The following is an 18,518-nucleotide window of genomic DNA, read 5'->3' on the forward strand; positions in this document are numbered from 1 at the left end:
GGCGGGATCGGCAATGACACGATGTATGGCGGCACCGAAGACGACACGATCATCGGGGGCGACGGCCATGACAGCGGGTTTGGCGGCAGCGGCGATGACACGATCTCGGGCGGGGCGGACAACGATTCGCTCAACGGCGACAGTGGCAACGACACGCTGGATGGCGGCACCGGCGACGATACGCTCAATGGCGGGGGCGATGCCGATACGCTGACCGGCGGGGCGGGCGACGACTCGTTCTACGGCGCGTATTGGCAGCTCGATGGCGACGTGATCACCGATTTCGCCTATGGCGACCGGATCACCCTGCAAAGCTATCGCTTCACCGATGTGGACATCTCGACCAGCCTCGTGAATGGCGGGCTGGACACCCAGCTGATGATCGACATGGACGGCGATGGTGACATCGACACGACGATCACGCTGCAGGGCACCTTTACCGGGACCTGGGTCGCGATGCATGACGCGTCGCAGAACGGGGCGACGGATGTGTATCTTGTGCCGGTGGGCGGCTTCGGCAGCACGACGGTTGACCCGGATTTCATCACCGGCACCATCGGGGACGAGACCCTCGCCGGCGGCGTCGGCGACGACACGCTGGTGGGGCAGGACGGCAATGACAGCCTGACCGGCGGCACCGAGAACGACCTTCTGTATGGCGGGCGTGGCAACGACACGCTGGATGGCGGCGATGGCGACGACCTGCTGACCGGGGATGCGGGCGACGATTCCATCGTCGGCGGCTTTGGCCGGGACGAGATCTATGGCGACGAGGGTCTGGACACGATCACCGGCGGGTTCGGCAATGACGACATCGAGGGCGGCGACGGCAATGACCTGCTGTCTGGCGACGAGGGCCGCGATACGCTGGCCGGTCAGGATGGGAACGACACGCTGAATGGTGGCGACGACGGCGACAGTCTGTTTGGCGGCGAGGACGGCGACACGCTGAACGGCGAGGACGGTGACGACTACCTGCAGGGCGACAATGGCGACGACGTGCTGAACGGCGGCGCTGGCGCGGACTACATGTCCGGTGGCAACGGCTTCGACAGCCTGCGCGGTGGCTTCGGCAACGATACTCTGTACGGCGGCGCCGGCACCGATTACGCGGTGTTCGACGGTCTGCAGTCGGAATACACCATCACGCAGGGCGGCAGCGTCAACGCTGCCACCTATGTCGAGCATACGGGTGGCACCACGCTGGACGGGCGCGACTCGCTGTCCGGGGTCGAGCGCCTGATCTTTGCCGATGGCACGGTGATCCTGTTCGACAACGCGCCGGTGATCGACACCTATGTCGGCACGCAATACTGGCGGCAGGGCGGGACCTACTCGATCGATGTGGGCACGATCTTCTCGGAGCCGGACGGCGACCCGATGACCGTGACCGCGACCCTGTCGGGCGGCGGTGCCTTGCCAAGCTGGCTCAGCTTCGACCCGGTGACGCTGGAACTGACGGGGCTGCCCGATGACGCGGTTTCTGGCACCATTCAGGTCACGCTGACCGCGACCGACAGCCAGAGCCTGTCGAACTCGCTCACCTTCACGATCAACGTGCAGCAGAACGCAGTCAACGGGACCTCGGGCAACGATTACCTGACCGGGGGCAACCTGTTCGACCGGCTGTTCGGCTTCGAGGGCGATGACACGCTTCTGGGCTACGGCGATGGCGATCTGCTCGAAGGGGCCGAGGGTGCCGACAGCCTGTTGGGCGGCACCGGCGACGATACGTTGAACGGCGGGATCGGTGACGATGCGCTTCTGGGCGAGGCCGATAACGACGTGCTGAACGGCGAAGCCGGGTTCGATACGCTCGAAGGTGGCGACGGCGACGACACGCTGAACGGCGGCGACGATGACGACCATCTGCTGGGGCAGGTCGGCAACGATGTGCTCAACGGCGATGCCGGGCTCGATACGCTCGAAGGCGGCGACGGCGATGACACGCTGAACGGTGGCAATGACAATGACAGCCTGCTGGGTCAGATCGGTGCCGATGTGCTGAATGGCGGGGACGGGGCCGACACGCTGGAGGGCGGCGACGGCAACGACACGCTGACCGGCAATTTCGGTTCTGACCTTTTGCGCGGCGGGGCTGACGACGACTCGCTGGTGGGCGAACTCGGCAATGACGTGCTGCAAGGCGAGGATGGCAACGACACGCTGGATGGCGGCTTCTCGAATGACACGCTCGAGGGCGGTCTGGGCGACGACCTGCTGATCGGCGGCTACGGGGCCGACAGCATGGATGGCGGCGACGGCTTCGATATCGGCGATTTCAGCGGCTTCGGCGGCAATACCACGGTCAATCTGAACCTCGCAGGGGCGCAGATCACCACCGGCACCGATTCCGAATTCGTGCTCAACATCGAAGGCCTGATCGGCGGCGACTACCGCGACCGCTTTACCGGCACTGGCAACGAGACCAGCTTCTGGGGCGGCGACGGCGCGGACCAGCTCTTTGGCTTGGGGGGTGACGACACGATCTACGGCGAGGACGGCAACGACCAGATACTGGGCGGCACCGGACATGATACGCTGGACGGCGGAACCGGGCGCGATGTCATCTTTGGCGGCACCGAGAACGACCTGCTGATCGGCGGCGACGGCAATGACAACATGCGCGGCGACGAAGGCAACGACACGCTGATCGGTGGCAACGGACGGGACATCCTGCGTGGCGGTGACGGGGACGACGTGTTCGTCTTCGAAAGCCGGACGGATTCGGATATTGCCAGCGGCGGGCGCGACATCATTCGCGACTTCACCCAAGGCGCGGATCTGGTCGACCTGTCGGGGATCGACGCGGACAGCACCACGCTTGGCGACGACGCGTTTACCTTCATCGGCACGTCGGGCTTCAGCGGGACTGCGGGGGAATTGCGCTATGTGCATACCGCCAGCAGCACGCTGCTGTTTGCCGATACGGACGGCGATGGGGCTCAGGACTTCTACGTCTTTATGAACGGTCTGATCACCCTTCAGGATACCGACTTCGTCTTGTAACTTGAGCCGGCGGGGCCCCGTGTCAGGGCCCCGCCGATCCATCGTGTGGCCGTGTGTGGTGTCAGGCAGGAAAGCAGTGGCTGCTCTCGGTGACACACTGAGCCGTGCGGGAAAGGTTGCTGCCCATCACCGCAGGGTCATCGGCCTGCCGCCGTCGTCGACCGATAGGGTTTCCTCTCCAACCGGGGCAGGGGCGCGCGCCCGGTCGATCCAGACGTGCTAGGCGGGGCGAGCCGGACGCAGATCGAAGCTGGCCTCGGCCACGTCCAGACCATTGACCTGTACGATGACCGCATGTGGCCCGGGATGCAGCCGGAACGTGGTCGCATCGCCCTTGAGCGCATGGGATTTCGTCAACGTCAGAGGCGCGCCGGGTTGGAGCGTTGCGGTCTTCAGCTTGAAGACCTTCTCGGCGGGACCCGAAGGCCGGTGAAACCGCAGGCGGTAATCCACCATCACCGGCAGCTTTTCGGGGCTGGTCAGCGTCACGTCAATCCGCAGCGCCTCGCCGATGCGTGGGGCAGCGTCCCGCAGGATGGCGGTCGCGGTCACGCGGCCCGCGCGGAACCCCAGCAGGTCGAGCGCGCCGCGCTCGCCCCGCTTGACGGCGGTGCGCAGGGCATGGCGGGTGATCCAGTCCAGTTCCCGGGGCTGCTGGCGGGCCTGTGCCTGCCATGCGCGCAGGTGGGTCAGGACCCGCTCGGGCATGACCTTGGACAGGTCGTTCATGTGATTGGCCACCGAGCGCGTCACATAGCGCGTCGGGTCCGCGTGCAGCGCATCGAGATAGCGCAACGGTGTCACGCGGGGCAGGGTGATGCCGCGCGCCCAAGGCAGGCGCGGGCGTGTCCCCTCCGAAACCAGTCGGCGCACATGATAATTGTCATCCTCGACCCACCGGTCGAGCCGCTTCAGCGTTTCGTCAGGCCAGCGGTTCAGGAAGGGGCGGATGTAGAATTCCATCGAGAACCGCTGCGTTGCCGCGTGCAGCAGGTCGAGCGCGCGGTCGCGGTGATCCTCCAGCCCGTGGCGCACGGCGAGGATGCCGGGCACCGCATGGATGAAACGCCCGAAATCGTCATCGCTGCGCGTCGGGTCGAGCGGTGGTGGCATCGCGGCCTCCAGCGCGTCTGCCATGGCGGGGAAGGCGCGGGGCAGTTCGGCCTCCATGCAATTGGCCAGCCAGTCCAGCCGTTCCAGCAAGCCGCGCCCGTCGAGACCTTGCACCGCGCGGGCCTCGAACCGCCCGGCTTCGAAGCCGGGCAAGACGGCGTGCTGCTGTGCCAGATCGCGGATGCTCTGAGCGTTGAACAATTGGTCGGCAAGGGAAAACCCCGCCCCGCCGCCCTTGCCATCCGGTCCTCGTGCCATGCTGTTCCTCCCGTTGCCACGCGCGGCGTCCAAGGCCCTTCGAAGGGCCTTGTCAAATTTCTTCGAAGAAATTTGCCCGCCCGGAGGCAGGCGGTTCACATCGTCGACAGCGTCGCGCCGCCGTCGAGCAGAACGTTCTGCCCGATGATGAACCCGGCATGCTGCGAGCACAGGAAGGCGCACATCGCGCCGAATTCCTCCGGCGTGCCATAGCGCCGTGCGGGAATGGTCGCCTCGCGTTGCGCGCGCGCCGCGTCGAGCGAGATGCCCTGCTGTTCGGATACACCCGTATCCAGCGATACGGCGCGGTCGGTGGCGTGGATCCCCGGCAGCAGATTGTTGACCACGACGCCATGCGGCGCCACTTGCCGCGCGGTGCCCGCCACATAACCCGTCAGACCGGTCCGCGCGGCATTCGACAGGCCCAGCACGGCGATCGGCGCCTTGACCGATTGCGAGGTGATGTTGACCACGCGGCCCCAGCCGCGGTCGATCATCTTCGGCATCAGCTCGGTCATCAACGCGATCGGCGTCAGCATGTTGGCATCCAGCGCCTTGAGGAAATCCTCGCGGCCCCAGTCGTGCCACATGCCCGGGGGCGGACCACCTGCATTGGTCACGAGGATGTCGATATCCCCCGCGCTTTCAAGCACTTGCGCGCGGCCTTCCTCGGACACGATATCTGCCGCGACGGTGGTGACCTGCACGTTGTAGCGGTCGCGGATGCCTTGCGCGGTCGCTTCCAGCGCCTCGGCGCCGCGCGCGTTCATCACCAGATCGACCCCCGCCTCGGCCAGCGCCTCGGCGCAGCCCCGTCCCAGACCTTTCGACGACGCGCAAACCAGCGCGCGCTTTCCCCGGATACCCAGATCCATGTGCCTCTCCCTTCGTCGTTTCGTGACGGCCTGTAAATGGCCGGATGCCGGGCCATATGATGACACATTCCCAAGCCATACAATGGGCGTTACACTTGTTTAAGGCCCGGTGTGCAGACTTGGCCCCGCAATTGGGAGTATCGCCTGTCATGGCCCCGTTCGACCATGCCCGTTCCGTCCAGACCCTGCATGTCTACAGGGCCGATCACCTGCGCGTGGTCAATGGTGCCAATATGGGGGACGGTCTGAGCTTTGCCGATGAACTGGTGCCGGACGATGTCTACCGCCTGTCGCCGCTGGCTGGCGAATCGACGCTGGCGATCCTGCCCGCTGCCGCATCGCCCTTCCGCATCGTTCAGGGCGGCGAGGTCGGCACGCCGGGGGCCGATCTGCATCTGGATTGCTGCGTGACCTTCATGTCGGGCGACGGCCATACCACCGAATGCCTGCTGCTTGTCGAGGTTGACGAGGCGGGTGACGTTGCGCAGATCCACCTCCTGCCGCTCGCGCCCATGACGCCGCGCCTCGACTACGTGCTGGTGGGGGTGGATCGCGACGGCGCAATGCAGCGCTTCGCGCAGGTGGCCTGCGTGTCGTTCACCGGCGGGACGATGATCACCATGGCCAGCGGCGCGCAACGCGCGGTCGAGGATCTGAAGGTCGGCGACCGCGTTCTGACCCGCGATGACGGCCCGCAGGAAATCCGCTGGATCGGCCACCATACGGCCCGCGCAGTGGGGGCTTTTGCGCCGATCTGCATCCGTGAGGGCGCGCTGAACAACATCCGCGATCTGGTCGTCTCGCCCGATCACCGGCTGTTCATCTACCAGCGCAAGGACGAATTGGGGGCAGGGCGCTCGGAAATCCTCGTGCGGGCGCGGCACCTTGTGAACGGTGACACCGTCACGCGGGCCACCGGGGGTTTCGTCGACTATTACCAGATGCTCTTCGACGCCCACCAGATCATCTATGCGGAGGGCATCGCGGCGGAATCGATGCTGGTCGACACGCGCACGCGGAACGCGCTGCCGGAGGAGGTCAACGAGAGGCTCTCGGACCTGATCCCCGGCCACCGTCGCAGCGATCACCGCGCACTGGAAGTGCAGGAAACCCTGTTGGCCCGTCCCAACGTGGCAGAGGTGCTGCGCCGCTCCTCCGGGGGATAGGCGCGATAGTGGGCGAGGCGGGCGCCCCGCCCTCGTGCCAGATCACCGCGCCCAGTCCGCCTCCAACCGTTCCAGCGCCGCGATGCGCTCTGCGGTTTTGGGATGTGACATGAGCCACGCGGGTGCGGACCCGGCGCGGGACTGTGTCAGCGCCTCCAGCTTGCCGAAGAGCGATTTTTGCGGGCCGACCCCGATCCCGGCCTTGACCAGCAGCGCCGCCGCATAGGCATCGGCCTCGTACTCATCCTGCCGCGACAGCCGCGCCGCCAAAAGCGATGTCAGCGCATTGGCGATCCAGATGCCGATCCCCGGCAGAAACCGGCTGAGCAGTGCGCCTAAAGCCACCCGCATCGCGTTCTGCCCGGAAAAGTCGATCATCCGCCGCCGTGAATGCCCCAGCGCCACGTGACCCAATTCGTGCGCGATCACGCTGGCCAGTTCCTCGGCGGTCACCTCGCCGTTGCGGAATTTGCGATAGAACCCCCGCGTGATGAAGATCCGTCCGTCCGGTGCGGCCAACCCGTTCACCGGGTCGATCTCGTAAATGTGCACCTTGATCCGGTTCAGGTCGAGCGCCTTGGCCATGCGGTCGGTCAGGCGCTTCAGCTGGGGATCGGCCAGCTCGGTCGACCGCTGATCCAGCTCCTTCGAGGTCCGCCAGACCGAGAAGCGGTACATCACGAGCGCATAGAGGATGGCCAGCAGGATGGGCGAAAATTTCAACATGAGGCATATATGGGGCAGGCCGTGCGCCTTGCAAAGCCACCCGCCAGACAGAATTGCCATGGGCGCATCCGGAAAAGGTCCGGTATTCCGGAATGCCCTGTTGCCGCGCGATGGCGTTGAGTGCCGCTACCGATATCAACCTCTTGAAAACGAAGGAGGCTTTCATGCCCAGAGGCGGAAACAATGGTGGCGGCAACGGTGGCAATGGCGGCGGGCTAAGTGGCTCGAACCGCGACGATCAGCTGGTCGGGACCGGTGCGGACGAGTTCATCTTTGGCAATCGCGGCGACGATACCATTGACGCGGGCGGCGGGTCCGACACCGTCACCGGCGGCAGCGGCGCGGATGTGTTCGTCATCACGCCCGACAGCGACCGCATCGTCATCACCGATTTCGAGGACGGCATCGACCGGATCGACGTCTCGGGCTTCGGTTTCGACGTGAACGACATCAATGGCGGGCAATATGTCGGGTATCTCGCCGATGCGAATGGCGACACCTACCTGCAGTTCTTTGACACCACCAGTGGCGATATGGTGGCCGAGGTGGTGTTGCAGGATTTCAACTATACGCTGATCGATCCGAGCGATTACATCCTGTGACATGCGGGCGCCCGGGGCCAGACCCCGGGCGTTGACAGATCAGCCAAAGATCTCGCCGAACGTGCCGCGATACAGGCCGGACAGCTCCGTCAGCGGTGCTTCGGACGCCCCAAAGCGCACGGTGTCGCCGCCGAACTTGCCGACCGTGTGGATCGTCACCCCGGCTTGCCCCGCCGCGCCCATTAGCGCCTCGGCCTGATCGAAGTTGCAGGCGATCAGGTAGCGGCCCTGATCCTCGCCGAACAGTTCGGCGGTGTTGTCCGTATCCAGATGTACGCCCACGCCGGACGCCTCGGCCATCTCGAAGGCCGCAAGCGCTAGCCCGCCATCGGCGAGATCGGTGCAGCACTTGATCCAGGCGCGGTTGGCGCGGATGAATTCACCGTTGCGGCGTTCCTCGTCGAGGTCCACATGCGGCGCGTCGCCATCCTCGCGGTTGAACACCTCGTAGAGCAGGGCGGACTGACCCAGATGGTTGCCGGTGCGGCCCACCAGAAGGGCCACATGCCCGTCTCGCGCATAGTCGAGGATCGGCTCCTCGTCGGCGGCGATCAGGCCCACTGCACCGATGGTCGGCGTCGGCAGGATGCCCTGACCGTCGGTCTCGTTATACAGCGACACGTTGCCCGACACGATGGGCATGTCCAGCGCCGTGCAGGCCTGCCCGATGCCGTCCAGCGCGCCGACGAACTGGCCCATGATCTCGGGCTTTTCGGGGTTGCCGAAATTGAGGTTGTCGGTGGTGGCCAAGGGTTTCGCGCCCACGGCGGTCAGGTTGCGATAGGCCTCGGCCACCGCCTGCTTGCCGCCCTCGACCGGGTTGGCGCGCACGTAGCGCGGCGTCACGTCCGAGGTGAAGGCCAGTTTCTTTTCCGTCCCGTCGACGCGGATCACGCCGGCGCCAAAGCCGGGGATGCGCACCGTATCCGCCATGACCTGGCTGTCATATTGCTCATAGACCCACGCCTTCGACGCGTAGTTTGGCGAGCAGATCAGCCCCTTGAGCCCGTCGATCGGGTCGATCTGCGGCACATCGGCCAGCGGTTCGGCGGCGGGGGTCGGCACGTGCGGGCGGTCGTATTCCGGGGCCGAGGAGGACAGGCGCGACAGCGGCATATCGGCCATGCAGGTGCCGTTATGCATGATGAGAAAGCGGTCCTCGGCAATCGTTTCACCGACGATGGCAAAGTCGAGGTCCCATTTGTCAAAGACGGCCTTGGCCTCGGCCTCTTTCGCCGGGTCCAGAACCATCAGCATGCGCTCCTGCGACTCGGACAGCATCATTTCATAGGCGGTCATGTTCGCTTCGCGCTGCGGGACCTTTTCCAGATCCAGCCGGATGCCAAGCCCGCCCTTGTCGCCCATTTCCACGGCAGAACAGGTCAGACCCGCCGCGCCCATGTCCTGAATGGAAATCACCGCGCCGGTGCGCATCAGCTCCATGCAGGCTTCCATCAGGCGCTTTTCGGTGAAGGGGTCGCCGACCTGAACGGTGGGGCGCTTTTCCTCGATGCTCTCGTCGAACTCGGCCGAGGCCATTGTCGCGCCGCCGACGCCGTCGCGCCCGGTCTTGGCCCCCAGATACACGACCGGGCGACCAACGCCGCTGGCCGCCGAGTAGAAAATCTTGTCCGCATCGGCAAGACCTGCGGCAAAGGCGTTGACCAGACAGTTGCCGTTATAAGCGGGGTGAAAGCGCACCTCGCCGCCCACGGTCGGCACGCCAAACGCGTTGCCGTAACCGCCGACCCCCTCGACCACGCCATGCACCAGCTGGCGGGTCTTGCGGTGGTCTTTTTCACCGAAGGACAGCGAATTCATCGCCGCAATCGGGCGCGCACCCATGGTGAACACGTCGCGTAGGATACCGCCAACGCCGGTCGCGGCCCCTTGGTAAGGCTCGATATACGAGGGGTGGTTGTGGCTTTCCATCTTGAAGACCACGGCCTGACCATCACCAATATCGACCACACCGGCATTCTCGCCGGGGCCGCAGATGACCTGCGGGCCGGTGGTGGGCAGCTTCTTGAGGTGGATTTTCGACGATTTGTAGGAACAATGCTCGTTCCACATCGCCGAGAAGATGCCGAGTTCGGTGAATGTCGGCTCGCGGTTCAGGATGCGCAGGATTTCCGCATATTCATCGGGCTTGATGCCGTGGGCTGCGATCAGGTCTTCGGTGATGGCCGGCTCTTGCATGGGAAACATCCTGTCAGGCTGGGAGGCGTCGCGTTGCGCCTCCCTTTATGACATGGGGTTCGCAAGGACAATGGGCCAGTGTCAGGGGGTGCTGCCCTCGGACAGGATCACGGGCGTGCGGACGGGCTGACCGGCGGCAAAGAAGGGCGCGCCGGAACTGTGGCCGCGCAGACGCGCCCCAAGGCCGCGCGCCAGAATGTTCACCCCGGTCCGGGCAAAGCCGTATTGCCGCACCTCGCCCTTGGCGCTTTTGGTCATGACGCAGGCGACCAGCGGGCCGTAGCCGTCGCTGTTGGCGGGCACCACCATGCCAACAAAGGGCAGGCGGGGGCCATTCAACGTGTTGGCGATCGGGGTCTTGCAGCAGCCCGCATACCAGCGCAGCAGGCCCTTCGGCGTCAGGCGCAGATTGGCCAGATGCTCGGCCCCTTTGGTGATCGTGACCGCCGAGGGCAGGGTCTGGAACAGTTCGGTGCCGCCCTTGTCATCCATCATCGTCTCGGCACCAAGCGCTGCCGCATAGGCCTGACAGTCGCTGCAATAGCAGCGCAGCCGCGTGCCGGGCGCGGTGGGGGCAATGGTCCAGTGCATCGCGCCACAGGCGCAGCGCAGATCGCGTGCCATGAAATAGCCCCCATCTTGCAAAGATCCCGGCCAGCTTTCCGCCCATACCCGAAAGAGGCAAGCCCCTTGGCAAAAAAAAGGCCGAGCACAAAGCTCGGCCGTAGTCCAACAGGGAGGTATGAAGATGAAGCGCGAATGCGCATTTCATCGTTCATGTGCCAAATATTGCATCGGTACTGAAACGATCAAGGAAAAACATGTCGCACACGCAGCATTGCCGCTATGCGTGATCTGCATACCACAGAGCGAGTTTCAATCCGGGGTTGATCTCAGTCGGCGCCCATCGCCCTTCTTGACCTGCGATGTGCCATGATTTCCTCTTGCACGAAATCGCGGAAGGCAGCGACCCGCTTCGACTGCCGCAATTCTTCAGGATATGCCAGAAAAACAGGCACTTCGCCTGATTCCACATCAGGAAGCACGCGGACCACGCTGGGGAAATCCTCGATGATGTAGTCGGGCAGGACGCCGATCCCGAGGTTCGAGATCACCGCCTGCAAGACGCCGAAATAGTTGTTCACGGTCAGCGTCTGCTCGATGTCGTTGGTCAGCAGTTCCTGAACCAGCTGCATGCCGGCGCTGACTTGGGCGGAGGAGGGATTCTGGCAGATCAGGCGGTGATGGCTCATATCGGCCATTGTTTTCGGCTCGCCATGTTGAGCGAGGTAGTCCGGCGACGCGTATAGCCGCATGCGAATCGACATCAGGCGCTTGCGCACCAGATCGGCCTGGCTGGGCTCTTTCATGCGGATGGCGACATCGGCCTCGCGCATGGGCAGGTCAAGCACCCGTTCCTCAAGCATGAGTTCGATGTTGAGGTCGGGGTAGGTCTCGTAAAGCTTGGCAAGGCGCGGTGCCAGCCAGAGCGCGCCGAACCCGTGCGTGGTCGTGACCCGCAACTTGCCAAAGACCTCTTCCTCGCTGTCGCGGATGCGCGCGGTCGCGGCCTCGACCCTTTTGTACATCGACTGGGTCGCATCGAACAGCAATTCCCCCTGTTCGGTGAGAATCAGCCCGCGCGCATGACGGTGGAACAGCGTGGTGTTCAGCGATTCCTCAAGCGCACGAATCTGCCGCGACACCGCCGATTGCGACAGGTGCAGCACATCGCCCGCATGGGTCAGGCTGCCCGCATCGGCAACCGCGTGAAAGATTCTGAGCTTGTCCCAGTCCATGACATTCACTTTGCTGTCCCGCGCACTACCTACAAGACATAATCAAAAATGCTAACACAAACATGACCCCGGGCTTGAAAAACATGAAGATTTTCCTGTTCAGGTCAACAATTGCGACCTAATATTCATGTGAAATGCACATATATTCAGCGCAGGGAGGCGCAGGATGGGTACGCATCAAATTTCGCTGAATGACCGATTTGACCTGACACAGGACACGGTCCTGTTGAACGGCACGCAGGCTCTGGTCCGCCTGATGCTCATGCAAAAACAACGCGACCGGGCGGCGGGGCTGAATACGGCAGGCTATTGCACGGGCTATCGCGGCTCGCCTTTGGGGGCGGTCGATCTGCAGATGCGCCGCGCCGAAAAGCTGCTCGTCGAGAATGACATCACCTTTCAGGAAGGGCTGAACGAAGACCTCGCCGCCACTGCGATCTGGGGCAGCCAGCAGGCGGAATTGCGCGGCGAGGGCAAGTATGACGGCGTCTTCGGCCTGTGGTACGGCAAGGGGCCGGGCGTGGATCGGTCCGGCGATGTGATGCGCCACGCCAACATGGCGGGGACCTCCGTCCATGGCGGCGTGCTGATGGCGATGGGCGATGACCACACGGGTGAGTCCTCGACCGTGCTGCACCAGTCCGAATGGGCGCTGGTCGATGCCTACATGCCGGTGGTGTCGCCCGCTGGTGTTCAGGAAATCCTCGATTACGGGCTTTACGGCTATGCGCTGAGCCGCTTTGCCGGCGTCTGGGTCGGGCTCAAGACCATGAAGGACACGATCGAGGCCACGGCGGTGGTCGATGGCCGCCCGGATCGTCTGAACTTCGTTACGCCGGATTTCCCCATGCCCGAGGGCGGTCTGAACATCCGCCTCGCCGACACGCCGCACGCGCAAGAGGCGCGGATGATCGACGCCAAACGCTTTGCCGCCGAGGCGTTTTCGCGCGCCAACGGCATGGACAAGCGCGTCTGGGGCAAGCCGGGGGCCAAGATCGGTCTGGTCTCGGCAGGCAAGAACTGGCTCGACCTGCTGCACGCGCTGTCGTTGCTGGGCATCGATGAGGCAGAGTGTGAACGTCTCGGCATAACCACCTATAAAGTCGGGCAAACTTTCCCTCTGGACATGCAGGGATTCCACGACTGGGCCGAGGGGCTCGACCTGATCGTCATCGTCGAGGAAAAGCGCAAGCTGATCGAGGTGCAGGTCAAGGAAGCCATCTTTGACGACCGCCGGGGCCGCCGTGTCTATGGCTGGTACAAGGGCGGCGCGGGCAATATGCACCGCGAGGAGTTGTTCCCCACCAAGGGGGCGCTCGACCCGATCTGGATCGCCAAGAAACTGGGCGATATCTTGGTGGAAGAGGGCCGCGGCACCGACCGGGTCAAGGCCGGGCTGGCCTCTCTGGACGAGGCAACGCGCGCCGACAATGTCGAGGAAATCGCCGCCCGCATCCCGTATTTCTGCGCGGGCTGCCCGCATAACAGCTCGACCAAGGTGCCCGAGGGCAGCCGCGCCTATGCGGGCATCGGCTGTCATTACATGGTGCAATGGATGGACCGCTCGACCGTGGGGTTCACCCATATGGGCGGCGAGGGCGCGAATTGGATCGGCGAAGCGCCGTTTTCCAAGCGCGACCACGTGTTCCAGAACCTCGGCGATGGCACCTACAACCATTCGGGCGTGCAGGCGATCCGCGCGGCCTTGGCGGCTGGTACCAACATCACCTACAAGATCCTGTATAACGACGCCGTCGCCATGACCGGCGGGCAGCCCAACGAGGGTGGCCTGTCGCCGCAACGCATCGCGGCAGAGGTCAAGGCGATGGGCGTGCCGACCGTCACCGTCGTCTATGACGAGAAAGAGGACCTTGAGCCGCGCGATTTCGGCCCCGGAATCGAGGTGCATGAACGCGCCGAGCTTCAGACGGTGCAAGAGAAACTGGCCACAACCCCCGGTGTTTCCGTCCTGATTTACGTTCAGACCTGCGCCGCCGAGAAACGCCGCCGCCGCAAGCGCGGCAAGTTTCCCGATCCCGATCAGCGGGTCTTCATCAACACCGACATTTGCGAGGGGTGCGGCGATTGCGGGGTGCAGTCGAACTGCGTCGCCATCGTGCCGGTGGAAACCGAACTGGGCCGCAAGCGCGCCATCGACCAATCCGCCTGCAACAAGGATTTCTCTTGTCTCAAGGGGTTCTGCCCCAGCTTTGTCACGCTCGAAGGCGCGACCCCGCGCAAGGCCGCGACCACGGCGCTTGAATTGCCGGACCTGCCTACGCCCGATCTGCCGACAATCGACGGCACGTGGAATGTCATCGTCACCGGCGTTGGCGGTACAGGGGTGGTGACGATTGGTGCCGTGCTCGCGCAGGCCGCGCAGATCGACGGCAAGGGCGCCGCAATGATGGAGATGGCGGGCCTCGCACAAAAGGGCGGCGCGGTGCATATCCACCTGCGTCTGGCCGAAAAGCCGTCCGATATCAGCGCTGTGCGCGTTGCAACGGGCGAGGCCGACGCGCTGATCGGGGGTGATCTGGTCGTCTCTGCCGGGGCCAAGACGCTGGGTCTGACGCGGACCGGGCGCACCGGTGCTGTCGTCAACAGCCACGAGATCATCACCGGGGACTTCACCCGCAACACGGAATTTTCCTTGCCTACGGACAGGTTGCGGCTGTCTCTTGAGGCGCGACTTCAAGAGCGGGTGGACTTCTTCGACGCCTCCGATCTGGCCAAGGAGACGCTGGGCGACAGCATCTTTTCCAACATGATGATCCTCGGTGCGGCGTGGCAGCGCGGGCTGATCCCGCTGTCGCTGGAGTCGATCAACGATGCGATCCGCCTGAACGGCGCGGCGGTCGAGGGCAACCTGAAGGCTTTCGACTATGGCCGCTGGGCGGTTCTGCACCCCGAGGATGCGGCGCGCATCACGACGCCGACCGTCACCGCCAAGCCCAAGACGCTTGAGGAAAAGATCGCCTTCCGGGCCGAGCATCTGACGGCCTACCAAGGCAAGCGTCTGGCCAAACGCTATCGCAAGCTGGTGGACGGGATCGACGATCCCGCGCTGAAGGAAGCGGTGGCCAAGGGCTATCACAAAGTCCTCGCCTACAAGGACGAATACGAGGTCGCCCGGCTGGCCTTGGATAGCCGCAAGAAGGCCGCGCAGGAATTCGACGGCGATTTCAAGATGACCTTCCACCTTGCGCCGCCGATCCTGTCGAAAGAGGGCGCGGATGGCCGCCCGCTGAAGAAACGCTTTGGCGAGGGGATGTTGCGGGGCTTCGGCGTTTTGGCGCGTCTGAAGGGCCTGCGCGGCACGCCCTTCGATCCATTCGGACGCAGCGAGGAACGCCGGATGGAACGGGCGCTCATCAAGCAATACGAGCAGGATATGGCGGCTTGGCTGACCAAAGGCGATGCCAATCGCGACGCCCTGATCGCGCTGGCGGAATTGCCGCTGACGATCCGCGGCTTTGGTCCGGTCAAGCAGGCCAATGCCGCCAAGGCCGAAAAGCGGCGCGAGGAATTGCTGGCCGCTTTGCAGGCGGGGCCTGCGCCGATGGCAAAAGCCGCCGAATGATCTTGCAGGCCGGGGATCTTCACCGGCCGCTTTCATGAATTTGTCACCCGGCTGTTACAAAATCTGGTCAGAGCACTGAAACCGCGTTACAGCGCGGCCAAACCGCAAGGACCGATACCATGCCCGACCAAAGACAGGTCGCCCGCGACATCTCCTATGCCTGGTCCGCCCAGACCAAGGGCGGGCGTGCGCTGATCCGCCTGATGGAGAACGCCACCGGCCGGATCAGCCTGATCCGCCGGGCCGAAGGTTATGATGCCGATATCGCCGCCGGGCGGGACTTCTGGCAGGTGATGGTCGAACGCTACGGTCTGGGCCTCGAGGTGATCGGCGGCCGCCTTGAAAACCTGCCGACTGACGGCCCGCTCGTGGTCATCGCCAACCATCCTTACGGCATTCTCGACGGGCTGATGCTGGGCCATATCCTGTCTGTCGCCCGGGGTGATTTCCGCATTCTCGCGCACAAGATCTTTCGCAAGGCCGAGGAGTTGGACAAGATCATCCTTCCGGTCAATTTCGACGAGACGAAGGAGGCCGTGCAGCAGAACCTCGCCACCCGCAAGGAAGCGCTGCACTATCTGGGGCAGGGTGGCTGCATCGGGATTTTCCCCGGCGGCACGGTGGCCACGGCGGCCAAGCCCTTTGGCCAGCCGATGGATCCCGGCTGGCGGACGTTTACCGCCAAGATGATCGCCAAGTCGGGCGCGACGGTGGTGCCGATTTTCTTCGACGGGCACACCTCGCGCCTGTTCCAGCTGGCCAGTCATCTGCATACGACCCTGCGCATGGGATTGTTGATCAAGGAATTCCGCAAACGCGTCGATACGCCGGTGCGCGTCGCCATCGGCGATCCGATCCCGCCGGCGAAACTCGACGCATTTGCCGGCGATCCGCGCGGGCTTATGGATTTCCTCAGGAAGGCGACGTATGAGTTGTCTCCACACCCGCTCAAATCCTTTGATTACGGGTTCGAATTCGAAGACAGACATCGCAGCGGGGACAAACCCCGCCGTTACTAGGGGCAGTGCCATGGCAGTGGGTATTTTCGACAGCGGTCTGGGCGGACTGACGGTGCTGGACGCGGTGACGCGGCGGCTGCCGGATCAGCCTTTCGTCTATTTCGGCGACAACGCGCATGCGCCCTATGGGGTGCGGGATGCCGATGACGTCTACAATCTGACGACCAAGGCCGTGGAACGGCTGTGGGAGGCGGGCTGCGATCTGGTGATTCTGGCCTGCAACACGGCATCGGCGGCGGCGCTGCGGCGGATGCAGGAAAACTGGATTCCCCGCGACAAGCGGGTGCTGGGCGTCTTCGTTCCGCTGATCGAGGCGCTGACCGAACGGCAATGGGGCGACAATTCCCCGCCGCGCGAGGTGGCGGTCAAGCATGTGGCCTTGTTCGCCACGCCCGCCACGGTCAGCAGCCGGGCGTTTCAGCGCGAACTGGCCTTCCGCGCCATCGGAGTCGATGTCGAGGCGCAGTCTTGCGGCGGCCTTGTGGATGCCATCGAAGAGGGCGACATGATCCTCGCCGAGGCGCTGGTGCGCAGCCATGTGGACGCGCTCAAGCGCAAGATGCCCAACCCCGAGGCGGCGATCCTTGGCTGCACCCATTACCCCCTGATGGAGGAAATCTTCCAAGAGGCGCTGGGGCCGGAGGTGACGGTTTACAGCCAAGCCAATCTGGTGGCGGACAGCCTTGCAGATTACCTTGTGCGGCATCCGAACATGCGCGGCACCGGGACCGAAGAGATGTTCCTGACCACCGGCGACCCGTCCAAGGTCGGACGGCACGCGACGCGGTTCCTCAAGCGCGAGATCACCTTCATCAAGGCGTGATCTCGCGCCAGACTGGGGTCGCCGTCAGGCGGCCTCGATTTCCAGAGCCGCCGGCGCAGGTCGGCGCTGCGGGCAGTCGCCGCGCAGCAGGATCAGCAGGCGTTCGGCGGCCATTGGCGACAGGCGCTGTTCCAGCGCGCGCCGCGTCAGGCTGAACCATGCCGGATGACCGGCCGCCGTGTCGGCGCGGCGCCATCCCATGCACCAGCCGGGAAACACCCGCTGATCCGGGCCACCGGCCGTGCAGTTCGACAGGATGGTGATGTCGTGATGACGGGGGTCGTGGCTGATCCGCTCCATGACCTGATCGACCATGGCATCGGGGCCCTCGACCACCTGCAGAAAGCTCTGGGCCTTGTAGACCAGAAGGCCCGAGATGCCCTCGACCTTGTTGCGGTGCCACGTGTGCAGCAGCAACTCATCGAGTTCCTCATCACTCAGGCGGCGGTCGGTCTGGCTGACATAGATGATACGTTTCATGACACCCCAAGCTCACGTTTTATCCCTGTGAACCGGGGTAGCAGGCGAATCTTAACAGAATATCAGAAGGCGGGGGTCTGGCCCGACGAAAACCCCCGCTTCAGTGCCGAACGGTCTGCGCCTCGTATTCCGGCGCGCGCGGGCCGACATCGCCCTCCCACCAAGCGCGCTTGATGCCTTGGTACACGGTGATCTCGGTGCCGCGCCCGATCTGGGCGAGCGCGTCGGGCCGATAGAGCATGCTTTGCCCCGTCCGGCCGGATGCCTCGCGCCAATGGACGCGGTACAGGCGCTGTTTGTTCACGGTGACGCTGCTGGGTTCGACACCCGTCACGGTGACGTGTTCGCGCGCCCCGTAGCGGCGGGCACGGGTGGCGGCGACGGCGCGCCCGCCCCAGAACCATAGCCCGATCAGAAAGGCCACGGCAAAGACCAGCCCGATGATCTGCGCCACCACCGCGCCGGTATGGGTCTCGCCTTGGCTGAGTTCCAGCCGGTCCGGCTCGCTGGCAAGGTACCAGACCGGCATCACGGCCCCGACCTGCGTGCGGTTATACAAGGACGAGCCGACCGAGCGATGCACGTTCATGTCCTGCCCGGCCTGCGTCGTGTAATCGAGAACGAGGTAATAGGTCACCGTCCGGTCGCCATCGCTGTCGCGGCTTTCGCGGAAATAGCGGTCGGTGACCTCGGCAGTGGTGCGCAGCCCTTCGGTCTCGAACCGGGCGGCCGTGTGATAGGCCGATAGGCTGATGAGGGTCAGGATCGCAAAGATCGCAAGGAAGATCAGGCTGATCCATCCCCCCATGCGCCAGAACAGGGAGAACAGGGAAACGGGCGAGGTTGCAATCTGTCGTGCCATGGTG

The 18,518-nt window shown here is 64.3% G+C and carries 14 protein-coding genes; 6 read left to right on the plus strand and 8 right to left on the minus strand.

The window, feature by feature from the left end; translation table 11 throughout:
- A partial coding sequence (locus tag D8Z78_RS15320; RefSeq protein WP_206169695.1) for a putative Ig domain-containing protein occupies positions 1–3,009 on the plus strand: 3,009 nt, incomplete at its 5' end.
- 219 nt (positions 3,010–3,228) lie between these two features.
- Here D8Z78_RS15320 and D8Z78_RS15325 read toward each other — a convergent pair.
- Together D8Z78_RS15325 and D8Z78_RS15330 are read right to left on the minus strand one after the other, a co-directional pair.
- Positions 3,229–4,380, minus strand: a complete 1,152-nt coding sequence (locus tag D8Z78_RS15325) for a hypothetical protein (RefSeq protein ID WP_121631777.1) — start codon at positions 4,378–4,380, stop codon at positions 3,229–3,231.
- A 95-nt stretch (positions 4,381–4,475) separates the two neighbouring features.
- Entirely contained in the window at positions 4,476–5,255 is a 780-nt protein-coding gene (locus D8Z78_RS15330) for an SDR family oxidoreductase (protein WP_121631778.1), read from the minus strand.
- A 149-nt stretch (positions 5,256–5,404) separates the two neighbouring features.
- Here D8Z78_RS15330 and D8Z78_RS15335 point away from each other — a divergent pair, with 149 nt between their 5' ends.
- A complete protein-coding gene (locus D8Z78_RS15335) occupies positions 5,405–6,421 on the plus strand; it encodes a Hint domain-containing protein (RefSeq protein ID WP_121631779.1) in 1,017 nt (338 codons plus the stop codon).
- A 42-nt stretch (positions 6,422–6,463) separates the two neighbouring features.
- On the opposite strand, the gene D8Z78_RS15340 is transcribed toward D8Z78_RS15335, so the two are convergent.
- Positions 6,464–7,147, minus strand: a complete 684-nt coding sequence (locus tag D8Z78_RS15340; protein ID WP_121631780.1) for a M48 family metalloprotease — start codon at positions 7,145–7,147, stop codon at positions 6,464–6,466.
- 164 nt (positions 7,148–7,311) lie between these two features.
- On the opposite strand from D8Z78_RS15340, the gene D8Z78_RS15345 reads away from it, so the two are divergent.
- Positions 7,312–7,749, plus strand: a complete 438-nt coding sequence (locus tag D8Z78_RS15345; protein WP_164932979.1) for a calcium-binding protein — start codon at positions 7,312–7,314, stop codon at positions 7,747–7,749.
- Between the two features lie 39 nt (positions 7,750–7,788).
- Here D8Z78_RS15345 and purL read toward each other — a convergent pair whose 3' ends face one another.
- From purL to D8Z78_RS15360, 3 genes are all read right to left on the minus strand, one after another.
- Complete coding sequence (purL, locus tag D8Z78_RS15350) at positions 7,789–9,948, minus strand: phosphoribosylformylglycinamidine synthase subunit PurL (RefSeq protein WP_121631782.1); 2,160 nt, start codon at positions 9,946–9,948, stop codon at positions 7,789–7,791.
- An 81-nt stretch (positions 9,949–10,029) separates the two neighbouring features.
- A complete protein-coding gene (locus tag D8Z78_RS15355; protein WP_121631783.1) occupies positions 10,030–10,572 on the minus strand; it encodes a DUF6151 family protein in 543 nt (180 codons plus the stop codon).
- A gap of 269 nt (positions 10,573–10,841) precedes the next feature.
- Positions 10,842–11,747 (minus strand): LysR family transcriptional regulator, encoded by a 906-nt coding sequence (locus tag D8Z78_RS15360; protein WP_121631784.1) that lies wholly within the window; start codon positions 11,745–11,747, stop codon positions 10,842–10,844.
- Positions 11,748–11,913: 166 nt separating this feature from the next.
- Here D8Z78_RS15360 and D8Z78_RS15365 point away from each other — a divergent pair, with 166 nt between their 5' ends.
- From D8Z78_RS15365 to murI, 3 genes are all read left to right on the plus strand, one after another.
- Complete coding sequence (locus tag D8Z78_RS15365; RefSeq protein ID WP_121631785.1) at positions 11,914–15,330, plus strand: indolepyruvate ferredoxin oxidoreductase family protein; 3,417 nt, start codon at positions 11,914–11,916, stop codon at positions 15,328–15,330.
- A gap of 119 nt (positions 15,331–15,449) precedes the next feature.
- A complete protein-coding gene (locus D8Z78_RS15370; RefSeq protein ID WP_121631786.1) occupies positions 15,450–16,349 on the plus strand; it encodes a lysophospholipid acyltransferase family protein in 900 nt (299 codons plus the stop codon).
- Positions 16,350–16,359: 10 nt separating this feature from the next.
- Positions 16,360–17,172 carry a glutamate racemase gene (gene murI, locus D8Z78_RS15375; protein ID WP_121631787.1) on the plus strand — a complete coding sequence of 271 codons (813 nt, stop codon included), beginning with the start codon at positions 16,360–16,362 and terminating at the stop codon, positions 17,170–17,172.
- A gap of 24 nt (positions 17,173–17,196) precedes the next feature.
- Here the strand turns inward: murI and D8Z78_RS15380 are convergent, their stop codons facing one another.
- Positions 17,197–17,652, minus strand: coding sequence for a BLUF domain-containing protein (locus D8Z78_RS15380; protein WP_121631788.1), 456 nt, complete (start codon positions 17,650–17,652; stop codon positions 17,197–17,199).
- A gap of 100 nt (positions 17,653–17,752) precedes the next feature.
- Positions 17,753–18,514, minus strand: coding sequence for a DUF3592 domain-containing protein (locus tag D8Z78_RS15385; RefSeq protein WP_164932980.1), 762 nt, complete (start codon positions 18,512–18,514; stop codon positions 17,753–17,755).
- Positions 18,515–18,518 lie beyond the last annotated feature (4 nt).

The sequence above is a fragment of the Tropicibacter alexandrii genome (genome assembly GCF_003667315.2).
In the GTDB taxonomy this organism is placed as follows: domain Bacteria; phylum Pseudomonadota; class Alphaproteobacteria; order Rhodobacterales; family Rhodobacteraceae; genus Tropicibacter; species Tropicibacter alexandrii.